13 protein-coding genes are annotated in these 16,084 nt (G+C 40.2%); 9 read left to right on the plus strand and 4 right to left on the minus strand.

Features of this window, described 5'->3' with window-relative positions; all coding sequences use genetic code 11:
• Positions 1-33: 33 nt before the first annotated feature.
• Positions 34-2,214: a heparinase II/III family protein gene (locus tag L3V25_RS00140; RefSeq protein WP_237293513.1), complete on the minus strand. Its 2,181-nt coding sequence runs from the start codon at positions 2,212-2,214 to the stop codon at positions 34-36.
• A 318-nt stretch (positions 2,215-2,532) separates the two neighbouring features.
• On the opposite strand from L3V25_RS00140, the gene L3V25_RS00145 reads away from it, so the two are divergent.
• Genes L3V25_RS00145 through L3V25_RS00155 form a run of 3 tightly spaced genes read left to right on the plus strand, consistent with a single transcriptional unit; the run spans position 2,533 to position 4,518 of the window.
• Positions 2,533-2,880: a cupin domain-containing protein gene (locus tag L3V25_RS00145; RefSeq protein WP_237293514.1), complete on the plus strand. Its 348-nt coding sequence runs from the start codon at positions 2,533-2,535 to the stop codon at positions 2,878-2,880.
• Positions 2,881-2,901: 21 nt separating this feature from the next.
• Positions 2,902-3,834 (plus strand): sugar kinase, encoded by a 933-nt coding sequence (locus L3V25_RS00150; RefSeq protein WP_237293515.1) that lies wholly within the window; start codon positions 2,902-2,904, stop codon positions 3,832-3,834.
• A 60-nt stretch (positions 3,835-3,894) separates the two neighbouring features.
• On the plus strand, positions 3,895-4,518 hold the full coding sequence (locus tag L3V25_RS00155; protein WP_237293516.1) for a bifunctional 4-hydroxy-2-oxoglutarate aldolase/2-dehydro-3-deoxy-phosphogluconate aldolase: 624 nt from the start codon (positions 3,895-3,897) through the stop codon (positions 4,516-4,518).
• 159 nt (positions 4,519-4,677) lie between these two features.
• Here L3V25_RS00155 and L3V25_RS00160 read toward each other — a convergent pair whose 3' ends face one another.
• Positions 4,678-5,691, minus strand: coding sequence for a LacI family DNA-binding transcriptional regulator (locus tag L3V25_RS00160; RefSeq protein ID WP_237293517.1), 1,014 nt, complete (start codon positions 5,689-5,691; stop codon positions 4,678-4,680).
• Positions 5,692-5,834: 143 nt separating this feature from the next.
• Here L3V25_RS00160 and manD point away from each other — a divergent pair, with 143 nt between their 5' ends.
• Complete coding sequence (gene manD, locus L3V25_RS00165) at positions 5,835-7,052, plus strand: D-mannonate dehydratase ManD (protein WP_237293518.1); 1,218 nt, start codon at positions 5,835-5,837, stop codon at positions 7,050-7,052.
• Between the two features lie 32 nt (positions 7,053-7,084).
• Positions 7,085-8,218 carry a Gfo/Idh/MocA family oxidoreductase gene (locus tag L3V25_RS00170; protein WP_237293519.1) on the plus strand — a complete coding sequence of 378 codons (1,134 nt, stop codon included), beginning with the start codon at positions 7,085-7,087 and terminating at the stop codon, positions 8,216-8,218.
• Positions 8,219-8,319: 101 nt separating this feature from the next.
• Here the strand turns inward: L3V25_RS00170 and L3V25_RS00175 are convergent, their stop codons facing one another.
• Together L3V25_RS00175 and L3V25_RS00180 are read right to left on the minus strand one after the other, a co-directional pair.
• The gene (locus tag L3V25_RS00175; protein WP_237293520.1) at positions 8,320-9,357 is read right to left on the minus strand and encodes a polysaccharide lyase family 7 protein; all 1,038 of its coding nucleotides are present in this window, start codon (positions 9,355-9,357) and stop codon (positions 8,320-8,322) included.
• Between the two features lie 314 nt (positions 9,358-9,671).
• Positions 9,672-11,087 (minus strand): polysaccharide lyase family 7 protein, encoded by a 1,416-nt coding sequence (locus L3V25_RS00180; protein WP_237293521.1) that lies wholly within the window; start codon positions 11,085-11,087, stop codon positions 9,672-9,674.
• 552 nt (positions 11,088-11,639) lie between these two features.
• Between L3V25_RS00180 and L3V25_RS00185 the strand changes: the two genes are divergently transcribed.
• The 4 genes from L3V25_RS00185 (at position 11,640) to L3V25_RS00200 (ending at position 15,866) form a co-directional block, all read left to right on the plus strand.
• Positions 11,640-12,602, plus strand: a complete 963-nt coding sequence (locus tag L3V25_RS00185; protein WP_237293522.1) for a TRAP transporter substrate-binding protein — start codon at positions 11,640-11,642, stop codon at positions 12,600-12,602.
• A gap of 168 nt (positions 12,603-12,770) precedes the next feature.
• Positions 12,771-13,256: a TRAP transporter small permease gene (locus L3V25_RS00190; RefSeq protein ID WP_038149496.1), complete on the plus strand. Its 486-nt coding sequence runs from the start codon at positions 12,771-12,773 to the stop codon at positions 13,254-13,256.
• A 12-nt stretch (positions 13,257-13,268) separates the two neighbouring features.
• Positions 13,269-14,576 (plus strand): TRAP transporter large permease, encoded by a 1,308-nt coding sequence (locus L3V25_RS00195; protein WP_237293523.1) that lies wholly within the window; start codon positions 13,269-13,271, stop codon positions 14,574-14,576.
• Between the two features lie 240 nt (positions 14,577-14,816).
• Positions 14,817-15,866: a polysaccharide lyase family 7 protein gene (locus L3V25_RS00200; protein ID WP_237293524.1), complete on the plus strand. Its 1,050-nt coding sequence runs from the start codon at positions 14,817-14,819 to the stop codon at positions 15,864-15,866.
• Positions 15,867-16,084: the final 218 nt, after the last annotated feature.

The raw sequence follows: 16,084 nt of genomic DNA on the forward strand, positions 1-16,084 counted from the left end.
TTCTTAAATCTAGATAGATGACTTGGATTGGTATTATTTACCTTGTACTTCTAATGAATAGAAACCATTCCATTGATAAGTTTTGTCATCGACTGAAACTTGATGCGCAGTGGTATCTGTCGCAGCCAATTGATTGCTTACCATAAAAGTAACCACCGATTGTTGCGTTTCAATTTCTACCACAGAGCCAACTTCGTTATGGGCAACCACACGTACGTCTTGAACTTGACCACGAGCATTCACCGATTGTTCAAACTCTTCGTTAAAGTAACCATGCGTTTCTAATACAGATGCAAATAAGCTTGATTGACCTTTAGCACGTAAGATAAAGGCAGGCTCACTGCGCAAGTTGAAGCTTGGATCATTGGCACCTGTGCGTGTGAAGATCACTTCGCCATCATTGTTGGAGCTAGTGCCTAACCAAGTGTAGTAAGTATTATTTTGTAGCCAGCTCACTAAAGCGCTGCCTTTCACTTCACCACTTGCCACATTCCATAGGTGCTGATAACCGAAGTTTTCACCTAGTGTGTCTAATTCTTGGTTGGCTTGATATTCAAAGTTAGTGCGAACAATTTGACCGTCATATTGGTGTGAGTAATCAAATTGATGTGCCTTGTCGTCTTCCGATGTTAAACGGTATAGATCGAGTAACAACGGCGCTTCTAACTCATCGAGTTTTAGCATGAATACACTACGTTGCATGTCAAAACCTTGGTAATGATCATTAGCAAACGCACTCATGCCATTTACTTTTGCGTCTTCTACTTTAAAGAAGTGCGGCAAGCCATGAACCATATCCGCTTCATCAATTGAGAAGTTATTCTGGCATTGCTCATCAATCGTTACGGCATTGTGTGCAATCGTTTGACGGGCATACGATTTATTCTCGTCAAGGTAACGGCCACCAAACTTAGGCTCAACATTCACCCAACGACAGAAACCATATTCACGTAATACTTCTTGGCCACGGTTGAAGTAACTAATACCTAAAGTATCAAAGTGACCGTGATCCATACCATGTTGACCATAGTTCATGACTAGTTGGAACACATCTTTGGTTTGATCTTGCATGCGAATAAAACCTTGCGCGCCATTGTGACCTTCTGGGCCTTCGTTTAACTCCACGCTTGGGAAGAATGGCAAACCAATATCGTTCGGGCGCTCATTTTGTGCTTTTTCAAAGGCGCGAGATAACTCTAGACCACAAGCATGCATCCATACTTGGTTTTGAATTTTTGCCATACCAAGCAAGTTATCATCTAGGCCGTAGTGCTTGCTGTATAAGCTCACCGCAACTTGTACGCCCATATCAGTAATACCCATGGTATGAGATGAGTCATTCAATGCTGGGAATTCACCATTTGGATAAGCGGTGGCAAGTAGCGTTTGAACCGTATTGCCAATCACTTTATCTTTAAAGTTATAAATGTCTAACTCAGGCATGTGACGGTGCAGAACTTCTGCAAATACACATAAAGGACGGATCGCAAAGCGGTGGTAGTAAGGGCCTTCCATGTAATAACCAGAAGGTGCAAACAATTTAGAGATTTGTGCTAAAAAGCCACACTCGCCCATTTCTTTTTTGCCAGCATTATAGTTATCTAAACCAAACACGGCCATTTCTAGGTATTCACGTTTATCAATCGCTAAGCCACAAATCCCGACCGCAGCAACCGCCCACATACCGTGGTTATGAATACGGTCAAAGTCATGGCCATATTTCACAGTAAACATTTCAAGCATAGGCTGGAATAAATTGCTTTCAACGTGATTGCGCTCTGTCAGCGACATAAAGCCTTTCACGCAAGAATACGCCAAGCTAGAATACATTAGCCACATGTGTTCGTTTAAGATCTGATGGAATAAACGACCGGTTGGATTGGTGTTTTTTTGTACATGAAAATCAAATTGCAGATATTTGTCGGCATAAATAGTTAAAAGCTCAGCCACAAAGCGAGCGTATTTTTCTTCTTTCGTTACGAGATAAAGACGACCTGCAAGGTTCATAAAGTTATAGTTTTGCTTATGGCGATTGTGTTCATAACCACCCGCTTCACCATGTCCAGGTACGTCGTAACCCAGAGCCATAAAGGCATCGACATCTTTTTTAATGGTCGCAATGGTTTTACCCATCAAACTGTCACGGCCCACTTCTTTCTGCAACGCTTTCACTTCTGCAGTGTTAAGCAGTACAGCTGATACTTCATTTTTCATCTTAAACCTCAAGCGACAATACAAAATCTAATTAAACTAATTACGTTAAAAGTAATACAATAAGGCTTGAATTTCATCTTTGTTTTTACTAAACGAAGATATGAGTCACATTAATAAACAACGATAACACTGTAGGCTATCTAGCCTCAAACCTTGATAATTCATGCATAAGCCTCATTGTTGATAGTAGAATTATAAGAATTTATTTGACTTAGGTCACGAACAGCTAGGCTTATTGTATTACAAATTGATTTTTACGCTATGATGTATCTATCAATTGAAATCGAAATGAATAAAAAAATACATTGGAGAGGACACATGAGCATATTCTCAAGCAACTTTTTTAAATTTGACGAAAACGAATGGGAAGTTTTAGGCGGCGGTATTAAGCGTAAGATTGTTGGCTATACTGATGACCTTATGGCCGTTTACGTTCACTTCGAAAAAGGTGCCGTTGGTGAACCTCATAGCCATGATATCCATGACCAAATTGGTTATGTTGCTGAAGGCAGCTTTGAAGCAGAAATCGACGGTGTTAAACAAGTGCTGAAAAAAGGCGATGCATACCTTGCTCGTAAACACTTTATGCACGGCGCAGTTGCTCTTGAAGAAGGCAGCGTATTACTGGATGTATTCTCTCCAGTACGTGAAGATTTCTTAAAATAACAGCTTGGATTAGGTGAACAAATGACAACATTCAATATTGCAGTAATTGGCGAATGTATGATTGAACTGCAAAAATCAGGCGAATTCCTAACGCAAAAATTTGGTGGTGATACGCTTAATACTGCGTTGTATCTTGCTCGCCTAACCAAACATACTGCTATTAAAACAAGCTACATTACCGCACTTGGTCGTGAAGGCTTTAGCCAAAACATGATTGATAGCTGGTCAAAAGAAGCGATTGATACTCAACACATCCTTCGTTTTGAAAACAAGCAACCCGGTATGTACTACATCGAAACCGATGACACTGGTGAGCGTAGCTTCTACTACTGGCGTAATGATGCCGCTGCGAAATACATGTTTGATCAAGCTGAGAGCGCTCAACTGATCGAAACATTATCAACCTTCGATGCGGTTTATTTAAGTGGTATCACATTAGCTATTTTGACTGAGCAAGGTCGTGAGCAGTTGTTCACACTACTTGGTAAATTGAAAGCCAATGGCAGCAAAGTGATTTTTGATAATAACTTCCGTCCAAAATTGTGGGAATCGGTTGAAGAAGCGCAACAAGCGTATCTTAAAACACTATCATTCTGTGATATTGCCTTGCTGACATTCGATGATGAACAAGACCTCTTTGGTGACGACAATATCGAACAATGTATTGCTCGTACTCAAGGCCAAGGCGTTAAAGAGATTGCGATTAAACGTGGCAGCAAAGATTGTGTTGTTGTAGAAGAAGACAGCATTCAATACGTTGCAACTAAACCGGTTGATAACGTAGTCGACACGACTGCCGCAGGTGACTCATTCAGTGCGGGTTATTTAGCTAGACGTTTAAATGGTCACAGCGCGAAAGACTCTGCCCTATCAGGTCACAAAGTAGCTGGCACTGTTATCCAACATCAAGGCGCGATTATTCCAAGTGAAGCCATGCCTGACATTGGCTTGTAAATATTAGCTTCTAAAAGCTGGTCGATTAACGACCAGTTTATAAAATTTAAGGATTTAAAAATGTCTAACTTAGATCAACAACTTGCTGACTTAAAAGTCATTCCAGTGATTGCACTGAATAAAGTTGAACACGCCCTTCCGCTTGCGAAAGCATTAATGGAAAACGGCATGCCTTGTGCAGAAATTACTTTCCGTACCGAAGCTGCTGTAGGTTCAATCAAAGCAATGCGTGAAGCGTACCCTGAGATGCTGATTGGCGCGGGTACAATTTTGACACCTGAGCAAGTTGATCAAGCTATTGAAGCTGGCGTTGATTTCATCGTAAGCCCAGGCTTGAACCCAACGACGGTTAAATACTGTCAACAAAAGAACATGCCAATTGTTCCGGGTGTTAACAACCCAAGCCTAGTTGAGCAAGCAATGGAATTAGGTCTTAAAACCGTTAAGTTCTTCCCAGCAGAGCCATCTGGTGGCGTTGGCATGTTGAAAGCATTAACCGCTGTTTACCCAGTGAAATTTATGCCAACTGGCGGCGTAAGCTTATCAAACATTGATGACTACCTATCTATCCCAGCGGTACTTGCTTGTGGCGGCACTTGGATGGTTCCAACTTCTCTTATTGATAACGAGCAATGGGATGAGTTAGGTGCATTAGTTAAAGATGCAGTAGCAAAAGTAAACTAGTTTAAAGTTGCCCAAGACACTTGGGTATAAAGTAATTGTATTTCCTAAGTACAAAATCTTATCATTCTCACCCCGAATGATTTTTTTGCCCTGACTCCCCTGTCAGGGCTTTTTTTTATCTATTGATAACTAGTTTTATAGCCACTAGCTTCAAAGTGCCTAATTCTTTTGAATAGAAGCTCTTTCGACTAATCGGCATGGCACCACCACTTTTTTATAGCCCACCGAATCAGATGATTCATTTAATCGATTTAATAATAAGCTCGCCGATTCAACACCGAGTTGATAAGAGTCTTGTTGAATGACACTAACTGGCACTTTAAACATATCGACCATCGGAATTTCATCAAACCCCAATACAGAAACCTGTTGTGGAATCTCAATTTGATGCTCATCGAGTGCTTTCAGTAAATCGACAGTAATCGCCAAATGTTGAGTAAAAAATGCGGTTGGCGGATTGCTAGTATGCAGTTGCTCAACCGGAGAAACCTCAAAGCCAGATTCTCGATCCCAGATGCTAAGCAAATCCTTATCAAAAGGAATTTGATGTGCCTTCAAAGCTTCTACATAGCCCAAGTAGCGTTCTTTTCTTGAGATGCTTGATTCAAAGTCCTGAGTCATAAAGCCAATTCGTTTATGACCTAATGCAATCAAATGTTCTGTGGCTTTCCTAGCCGCTTGTTTAAAATCAGATAGCACAATATCGGTTTGGCAATGTTGGTACTCTAATTGGAATTGAACGACTGGGTAGTCACTGGCAGTGTATTGATTGATCAAATCGGCATTTTTGCCCGTTGAAGTAATAATAATGCCATCGACACACATTTGCTTTAATGCCATTAACGAGCGTTTTTCAATTTCTTCATCAAAGTCGGTGTTATAGATTAAAACGTTGTAGCCCGCTTGCTTACAGAAATCATCAATGCCTCGTAAGATCCGGCTGGTATTAAAGCCGGTAATATCTCGCACTATCACACCAATCGTTTTGGTTTTATCGCTTTTTAAACTTCGTGCAATTGGATTCGGCACATAGTTCAGCGCTTCCACCGCAATACGGATCTTTTCTTTTGTCGTTTCAGACATGTGGCTATAGCGGCCATTAAAGTATTGGGAAACCGTACTTTTCGATACGTTGGCATGATTTGCCACATCAATCATTCTAATTTTAGTCATTATTATTTTTTGTTAACTGGATCAACTTGGTTATTTGACATCCTATCTGGATCCTTTATTCTAATCAAGTAAACCGATTTACTAAATCGATTTGGTAAAATACAAAATATCTTCTGTTACCGTCATCATTCACGAGGTAAGTAATGAAAATTCAAGACATAAAAGTATTCGTTTGCAGTCCGGGAAGAAACTTCGTCACCGTTAAGGTCATCACAGAAGATGGTACTTACGGTTTAGGCGATGCGACGGTCAATGGACGCGAGTTAGCCGTGGCCACCTACTTAGAAGAACACGTTGTTCCTTGCTTAATTGGCCGTGATGCGCACAGTATTGAAGATATTTGGCAATACCTATATCAAGGTGTGTATTGGCGTCGTGGACCAATCACTATGGCTGCCATTGCCGCAATTGATATGGCTTTATGGGATATTAAAGGTAAAGTCGCTGGCCTACCGGTTTATCAACTACTAGGTGGTAAATGCCGTACTGGTGTCAGTTTGTATGCTCATGCCAATGGCGAAAATATTGACGATACATTGGATAAAGTCCAAGAATGTATCGACCAAGGCTTTAAAGCTGTCAGACTGCAATCGGCTATTCCTGGGTTATCTGAAACTTACGGAGTATTAGGCGATAAAAAAGATTACTTCGAGCTACAAGGCAACCGTCCACTACCGCCCGAGCAAGAATGGTCAACGGCAAAATATTTCAAACTTGTCCCGGAATTATTCAAAAAAGCTCGCGAACGTTTTGGCGACCAAGTTCACTTCTTACATGATGTCCATAGTCGCCTCACCCCTATCGAATCCGCTAAATTAGGCAAGATGTTAGAAGAATATAACTTGTTATTCTTAGAAGATGCGTCGATTGCCGAAAACCAAGAAAACTACAAACTTATTCGTCATCACACCACCACGCCTTTAGCATTAGGTGAAACTTATAACACGATATGGGATTGTAAAGATCTGCTGCAAAACCAGTTGATTGATTATATTCGCGTCGCAGCAACTCATGCAGGTGGGATTACCGGAGTGAAAAAGATCTCTGACTTTGCCGCCGTTTACAATGTTCGTACTGCTCCTCATGGCGCACCGGATCTTTCTCCAATTTGTTTCGCCGCGCACATGCACTTAAATATTTCGACCCATAACTTTGGCATTCAAGAGTTCGTTGGGTTTGGTAATGAAGAATCTAAAACCATCTTTAAACATGGCATGACGCTAGAAAATGGCATGGTGATCATTAGTGATGCACCGGGACTCGGTGTCGAGTTTGATGAAACCAAAGCCGCAGAGTTTCCTTATAAGCGTTCATATCTGCCAGTAAGCCGTTTAGAAGATGGCACCTTGTGGCACTGGTAATCAAGCATTTAAATAGAATTAAGGAGAATTCCATGACAAGCAAACTGAAAGTATTGGTATATGGAACAGGCTTTGCCGGACAAGGCCATGCACAAGCATTTCGTGATGCTGGCGCTGAAGTGGTAGGCATTGTGGGTCGTACCCCAAACATCGTTGAAGAAGTCGCGAAAAAAATTAACGTTCCTTATTTTGGTACCGATTGGCAACAAGCATTAGAAACTTGCCAACCGGATATTGTATCGATTGCAACGCCAGGTGGCGCTCATGTGGAGCCTATCAAGCAAGCTATCCAATTTGGCTGCCATGTTTTTTGTGATAAGCCATTAACCGAAGGTGGTGATTCGGCGCAAGAGTTGTATCGATTGGCCGAAGAAAAACAAGTGAAAACAGCTTTTGCGGCAAGCTTCCGTTATATGCCACACATCATGCAAGCTAAAGAATTAGTGGCTCAAGGCTATATTGGTGAACCTCGTGAAGTTGAGTGTATTTCGCACTTTAATCTCGACCCTTACATTCCTTTTGGCTGGTCACATACCATCGAAAATGGCGGCGGTCGTTTAAATAATAACTTCACTCACTTGGTGTCGATTGTCACATCGGTAGTAGGTGAAAACATTTTAGCGGTACAAGGTGAAGTCCGTAACGATATGCCAAAAGCGCCTGTGGTTTCAGGGGTACATAACTTTACTGAGCGTCGAAATTTCATTCCAAAAGACATCAATGATCCAAGCCTAGAATGGAAAGATTGTAATGTAGAGTGGTCTTATACGGTATTAATCAAGATTGAAAGCCGACTGCCTGCCGCTCAACCGGTTTCTGTTCTATTCAAACATGGTGGCTTAACTCCACGCTTTAATGAAGATCATATTGTTTTCCACGGCAGCAAAGGCTCGATTTACATTAAAGGTCACTATGGTAATGGCCCACTGTATCTATGGGGTGAAAACAAAGAATGGGTAGAAGTTGAATTGCCTCAACATATTGCGGATGAACTGCCTAAAATCGAAGATGATACCCAAAGAAGTTGGACTCACTTAGCTAAGCAATTAGTGCTGGATTTACAAGGCGAAAACGTAGAACCGTATCAAGGTTTTAAAGAAGGCGCGGAGTACCAACAAATTATCGACCACATTCGTAAAAATGATCGTTGGTTAGATTTGAACTAGCATCCAAGATAAATCATAAGCAAAAAAAGCCCCACGATAATGTGGGGCAAAGTACTTCAACCTATAAGAGCAAATCAGTGGAGCATAGGATTAAAAATCTTCTATTGATCAAGCGTTAACTTGTAGAAACTTACTTTTGTGTAATCACCCGCTTCTATCCCATTGTTGGTACATTGAGATGAGCCAGTATTACATTGGTTGTATGCACCCGCTTTAAAGTACATCCAATCTTGTGCGTAGCTAGTATCTTTCGCTTCACCTGGGTACGGCTTGCTTAAATCAATATCAAAGGTTTTAACGATTTCAGTCGGCTCACCAATATTCTTTTTGAATGTTAGGTGCATAACGTTATCTTCAACATTGACATCGTAAGAGAAAACTTCCCCTAGTGCGATACCATCTTCTGGTGATGCATCAGATTGCTTTAAGCGATTTTTCCCAAATACATCGTGTTTGATGTCTTTACGGTCAGCTTTGTTTTCTGGGTTTGTTTCATAGTTCCAAGAAAGTGAACCTAGATCGTGGTTAGGTAGTTTGCGGTAAATGATCTTCAATGGTTCGTTGTTTGAGCCATGGATTTGACCAATAACCACCGCATGTGCGCCAGATTTTGAATCATTACCACTGGTGCTCACCCAATCTACTTTTAAGACTGCAGATAAGTGGCCACCCACTGAACCGTATTCATCAGCATTGTCATTAGCTGCGATCGCAAAGTTGTTATCTGGTGCTTTATATTCTGTTCCTAGCATTGCACGTAACTCAGTACGAGCATTTTTACTATTTGGCGTCGTTACCGCATGGTTTGGAACACTAAATACCATCGCGCCAGATTCTGGGTCAGTAAAGAACCAATCTGGATGTGAGAATGGAGGAACATGGTTGTTTAACTGTTCTTTTGATAATTCCATGGTCTTACCTTGACGCCCTGGTTTATCATCTGGGTACGGTAAGTTAATTTTCCATTTAGATAAGTCAAAGTTTTCAGCAGGCGCTTTATTGACATCAAGCTGTTTGATTAACTCTGCTTGGGTTGCAGTCGGAGCTGCCATGGCTGTCGATGTAGAGTTTGATTGTTCTGCTGTCGAACAACCCGCTAATAGACCTGCAACAACCAATCCTAAATATACTTTTTTCATTTTAGATACATTCCCTAATTCAGATAATAACTGCGTCTCTAATGCAAAAAACTATAACTTAATATTGTATTACTTAATGTGAGGTGGGTAGATTTATAATCTTTTCATTCAACTACAAGCAACTGAAAAGGCAAGGAAGTTAATATCGAAAAGCCGTTAAAGCCTTGTTTCGTCTAGCATCAGCACAATCAACCCTACAAAGATTAATCATACAAATAAGTTCATTTTTGTGATCTTTCTCAGCATTAGACGGATAAAAAAATAAGAGCCTACCGATAAGTAAGCTCTTATTATCTTAAGATTTGTCTATTCTATTAATGACTGTAATTGTCGTGAGTATTGCTTAACTCGTAGAAAGTGACTTTCGCATAATCATCGTCTTCACTGGTGTTATCTTGTAAGTAAATACCTGCTTTGAAGTACATGTAGTTACTTGCATCATCATAACCACTGCCCGACATATCGACCGTTTTCTGTGCGAGCTGTGAACCATTTTGGCTAATCGTCACAATTAAATCGTCACCGTTGACCGTAATGTCGTATGAGAAGGTTTCATCCAACTCAATACCATCTGATGGATTGCTGGTTGAATTTAAGCTACCACTAGAGCTCACCATTGAACCAAGTAAGTTGTACCAGGTTTCATCGCCACCATCTGATTTTGATGTTTCGTGAGCAAAGTAGATCGCCCCTTTACTGTTGTTCGGCAACTTATGGTAGTACAGGCGAATCGGTTCATTATTCTGAGCATGGATCTGCCCAACCACAATACGACCAACTTGTTCATTGTTTGATGAAGTTGTCGTTACATGGTTCACCGCTAACGTGGCTTTTAATGTTCCATCGATACCAGCAAAGTCGCCTTGGTCACTACTTGAAATGCTTGAGAACGCCCAGTTATTTTCTGCACCACTGGTCGATTTAGAGGTATCACCACGACGCAACATTTCACGTAGTTCTGTACGAACATACTTAGTGTTTTCGGATGTTTTATAGCCTTTCACTGGCGTATAGAAGACCATTCCACCATCTGAACCTGTGTAGAAAAAGTCATCTTCATAGCTTGCGGCTAATTCATTTTCTTTAATTGATGTTGCGTAACCGTCACCTTCATCTAAAGGAATACTTAGATACCAATCTAGTAAGTCAAAATTGCTAGAAGGTGCTTTACTTGCATCTAGATCAAAGTCCGTACCACCTGAGTTAGATCCTGACCCCGAGCCGCCTGAGCCTGACGAGCTATCATCACCAAAGGCCTGAACCTCCATAATATTGGTCCAATCACTGCCAGCGGTATTATCAAACACTTTAATGCGAACCCAACGAGCTTGAATATCATCAAAATCATAGGTTTCTAATTGTGCCGATGAACCTGAGCTATTTCCCGAATACACTTTAGTCCAAGTATTACTTGAACCATCGGCAAGTGTACGAATCTCAAATCGGTTACTTAATTGGTCGCCTCGACCCCAAGCAACTTTTATGTAGTTAAGGTTCTTCACCTCACCTAGATCCAGCACCAAGTTAACATCACTGCCGGAATCATAAGCCGCCCACCGCGACTCCCATTGAGTTGTGCCATCAATCGCTTTAGACGCTGGATAATTACTATGAGCGCCACCCCAGTCTGAGGCTTCAACGATATTTAATTGTGCCGCATTGGCAGCTGAGCTAAGCGAAATTAATGCTGCTAATGAGCTTATTTTTGCTGTTTTTCCAAATGACTTCATTCTATTCACCATTTATTAAAATTATTGTGAATATTGATATTTCAATTACTACTTAAATATTGGTCCATCAATATTTAACCCCTGCCCTTTCAACTGAATATTTCCTCAATAAAAATATCTTATGAATCAACATGTCTTTTGAAAAGTATGCTTTCTTTTAGCAAAGCACGTCTTTTAGTAAAGCAGGGATACAAGCCAGTTTTTGATACATACTCATTTTGGCCTGCTCAAATAAAATAGCAGCCAATCATAAACTTGTTCATATCGAGATCACATTTTAAATAATTTAATACTACAAATTAAATCTATCAATAATAGACGTCATTCGATTGAAATATAAAAATGTTGTGACAACCATCACTTAAACACTATTTTTAACTCAATAATAAACAATACATTTATTGTGGTTTTATGTATTTCAGTACTAATTCCACTCAGATCACAAATGTGACTAAATGTAAGATGCCGGTCAAATTCTGAACCCTTATTTATTGTATTACAAAATTACATAACTAGACTGAATATCAAACAACAACATAATAAGGACGTTACATGAAAAAGCTGATTTTACCTCTTGCTATCGCGGCCCTCTTTACTAACTTTTCTGCCTCAGCAAAAACCTTAACTCTTGGCCATGCAATGTCATTAGACAACGCAGCCCATAAAGGCATGGTTATCTTTGCTGACAAAGTAAAAGAAAAATCGAACGGGGATCTTACGGTCAAAATCTTCCCAAATGCGCAACTTGGTTCAGAGCGTGATCAAGCAGAACAAGTTGTGACGGGTGCGATTGATATGGCAAAAATCAATGGTTCATTAGCAGAATCATTCGAACCAACCTTTAAAGTTATCTCGATTCCATTCCTATTTAATAGCCCAGAGCACATGCGTTCATTCATGCGTAGTGACTCTGCTGAAGAATTACTTCAATCAAGTAAAGGTAAAGGTTTCATTGGCTTAACGTTTTATGATTCAGGCTCACGTAGCTTCTATGCGAAAAAACCAATTAAAACCCCAGAAGATCTTGCTGGTTTGAAAATTCGTGTTCCAGAATCTCCAACCATGATGAAAATGATCAGCTTACTTGGTGCTAAAGCTACGCCACTTCCATTTACAGAAGTGTATACCGGCTTACAACAGGGTGTTATCGATGCAGCGGAAAACAACGTGTCGAGCTTAGTTGAAATGCGTCACAGTGAAGTTGCTAAATTTTACTCAATGGACCAACACACTATGAGTCCTGATTTGATCATTATCTCTGAAAACACTTGGGCAAATCTAAGTGAAGAAGAGCGTAAGATCATGAAAGAAGCCGCAGCGGAATCTTTAGAAGAAGAAATTAAAATCTGGGATCAAACTGAAAATGCTAACGTTGAAAAAGCGAAGAAAATGGGCGTAACGTTTGTTGAAGTGGATAAAGCTAAATTCCAAGAGAAGGTAAAACCTATGCTGGATGACGCGAAGAAAGATCCAAAACTTAGCTACTTCATCGATAAAATCCAAGCGATTCAATAATTCAACATCGTACTTTTATCATGTTTGCTCTATTGAAGTTTTGACAACAATATAGCCAAAAAATTGGAACTGCAGTGAGGCGATAAGTGAAAAACACTGTCAACTTATCTGCAGTTTCAACTTCGTAGGCTAAGGGTAAACAGCTTTTGATAGTATTAAGGAACGCACATGTTTGTTCTGCTTAAAAATATAAGATCCTACCTAGATAAATCCATATTAATTTTTTGCGGTTTTGCATTACTGGCTTTAGTTGTCACAGTAACTTGGCAAGTATTTAGTCGGTATATTTTAAATGATCCAAGTTCATTTACTGATGAATTGTCACGTTATTTAATGATTTGGTTAGGCCTACTGGGCGCCAGTTACTTATTTGGTAAAAGAGGCCATTTAGCGATTACTTTATTGGCTGATAATATTCCACCTAAATGGAACACTGCCCTTCAACTCTTTATTAACTTCCTTGCTTTATCTTTTGTTTCTCTTGCCATGTTAAAAGGTGGCTGGGCATTAATTGGGCGTACTATGCAGCAATTCTCCCCTGCTTTACAAATCCCAATGGCCTACGTGTATTTTATTTTACCCTTGTCCGGCGTTCTAATTGTTTTCTATTTAATACTCAACATTTTAGAACCTTTTATTAAAGAATCTCACTAAGGTCCCGCGAATATGGATATTTCTGTTGGTTTTTGGCTGTTATGCCTGTTTTTAACCATGGTTGCGCTCAGTGTGCCGATTGCGATTGCAATTGCGATGTCTTCACTGGTGATCATGTACACCATTCTCCCTTTTGATGTTGCTTCAATGACTGCTGGACAAAAGATTGTCACCGGGGTCGATAGCTTTAGTTTGCTTGCTATTCCATTCTTTATTCTGGCAGGCAATATAATGAACCGAGGCGGTATTGCTGGCAGGTTGATTAACTTTGCAAAATTGTTAGTTGGCCGTCTTCCTGGCTCTCTTGCCCACGTTAATATTTTATCCAATATGATGTTTGGTGCGGTATCTGGCTCGGCAGTTGCGGCGGCGGCAGCGGTAGGTAAAACCCTTGCACCTGAAATGAAAAAAGAAGGTTACGACAAGGCTTACTCAACGGCGGTTAACGTCGCTTCTTGCCCTGCAGGCCTACTTATTCCACCAAGTAATTCATTGATTGTTTTTTCCGTGGTCAGTGGTGGTACTTCAGTTGCGGCCTTATTTATTGCCGGTTACGTTCCAGGCATATTAATGGGCTTAAGCTGCATGGTTGTGGCTTACATTATTGCGAAACGTAAAGGTTACGATAAACACGCGGTCGAGCGTCATACTTTAAGACAAGTGGCCTCTATTGTATGGCAAGCCGTACCGAGCTTAGGTTTAATCTTCGTGGTTATCGGCGGCATTATTGGTGGGGTATTTACTGCAACCGAAGGCGCTTGTATCGCAGTACTTTATTCTTTTATTTTGTCGCTGTGTTATCGAACGATCAGCTGGCAAGATATTAAACAAATCAGCATTGAAACTACTGAAATCACTGGCATCATGCTGTTTATTATCGGTGCTTCTACCATCATGTCTTGGGCAATGGCGTTTACTGGCCTACCGGGAATGATTAGTGATTGGATGTTATCTATTTCTGATAATCCGATCATTATTTTCCTATTAATGAATCTTATTTTATTAATCGTCGGCATGTTCATGGATTTAACCCCTGCACTGCTCATTTTCACCCCAATCTTTATGCCAATCGCGGCACAGCTTGGTATGGACCCGATTCATTTTGCCATGATGATTATCTTTAACTTATGTATTGGTATTGCCACCCCACCAGTTGGTACGGCTTTATTCGTAGGTTGTAGTGTCAGTGGTGTCAAAATTGAAAAAGTTATTCGAGCCATTCTGCCATTCTGTGGCGTGCTAATTATTACCTTATTGCTGATTACCTTCATTCCAGCATTAAGCTTATTCTTACCAAAATTCTTTGGTTTAATTCATTAATAATTAGAGGGTTATAAAGATATCCCATCATTAAAATTATTCTCCCTAGTTAAATGTAAGCTAGGGAGAATAAAAAGTTTTAAAAAGTGATCTTGCGCTATTTTCCCTTCCGTAATATGTGACAAAACTCACCACCCCACCTTTTGTATTATTATAAGATTTTACTATCTAGACGTTAATTAGATATCTGTACCCAAGTATAAAAAACAATTAAAACATAACGTTAAATAAGGATAGAAAATGTTAAAAAAATTCCTCTGCATGTCGGTTATCCTAGGTTGTTCAGCAAACGCGATGGCGCAAGCCGATCCTGTACCTGCTGACAAGTTTGACATGATGAACTGGAAAATTACCGTTCCAGAAGACAGGGATAAAAACGGTAAAATTGACGAAATTGAAGGGGTAGCAATGTTTAGCTATTCAAACCCTGACTATTTCTTTTTAGATGATGATGGCAACATGGTTTTCCAAGTACAAAATAAAGCCATCACTACATCTGGCTCATCGAATGCGCGCTCTGAACTTCGTCAAATGCTACGTGGCACTAACTTAGATATTCACGTAAAAGCCCCTGAAAATAACTTTGCTATTGCTGCTCACCCTGATGCTGACAAATACGCAGCAGTTGGCGGCAAACTTGAAGCAACATTAAAAGTAAACCATGTTGCGACTCATGCTAACCAGCCTGATAAATACCCTGCTTACTCTGTTGTGGTAGGTCAAATTCACGCGAACAAAGATCCAAAAATGATCGAAGCTAAAACTGGCTTTGGTTACGGCAATGAGCCATTAAAAATCTTCTACAAAAAATGGCCAGGACATGAAAATGGTTCTGTATTCTTTAACTACGAACGTAACTTAGAGAAGAACGATCCAAACCGTACTGATATTGCCTACCCAGTTTGGGGCAATACTTGGGAAAACAAAGAAGATCCTAAAGATGCTGGTTTAGCACTTGGTGAAGAGTTTAGCTATGTTATTGATGTTGAAGGTAACATCATGCACTTAACCTTCACTTCGAAAAACCACAAGACGGTTGAATATAAAATCGACCTATCTAAAAACTTAAAGCCTGACGGCACTGTAGATGAGAAAGATAACCCACGTGGCTACGCAGAAGATTCATTCTACTTTAAAGCTGGCGCATACGGTCAATGTAGCGTGAAAGACGATGATGGTTTCTGGTCTCCTGGCTGTGCAGGTACTGGTGACTTCGCGACTGACGTGAAAAATGGTGACTACAACAGCGTGACTTTCTCTAAACTTGAGTTAACGTCATTTAAAAAGTAAAACCATTTAAGGTATAGTTCAAAAGCCAATAACGGTGTCGTTATTGGCTTTTTTGTTTATTGGGGAGTGTCTGTTTATTTAACGCCAAAAGAGAGTAGATCGCCCCATTAGCCACTGAAGTATTTGGAGGGAATAAATCCAAAATGACAGAAACACAAAACCACTCAACAAAGAGTGTTATTTATCAAATCTTTATATTGGAATGCTGTAGCTTTTGA

This window comes from Vibrio sp. CK2-1, from assembly GCF_021726515.1.
Taxonomy (GTDB): Bacteria; Pseudomonadota; Gammaproteobacteria; order Enterobacterales; family Vibrionaceae; genus Vibrio.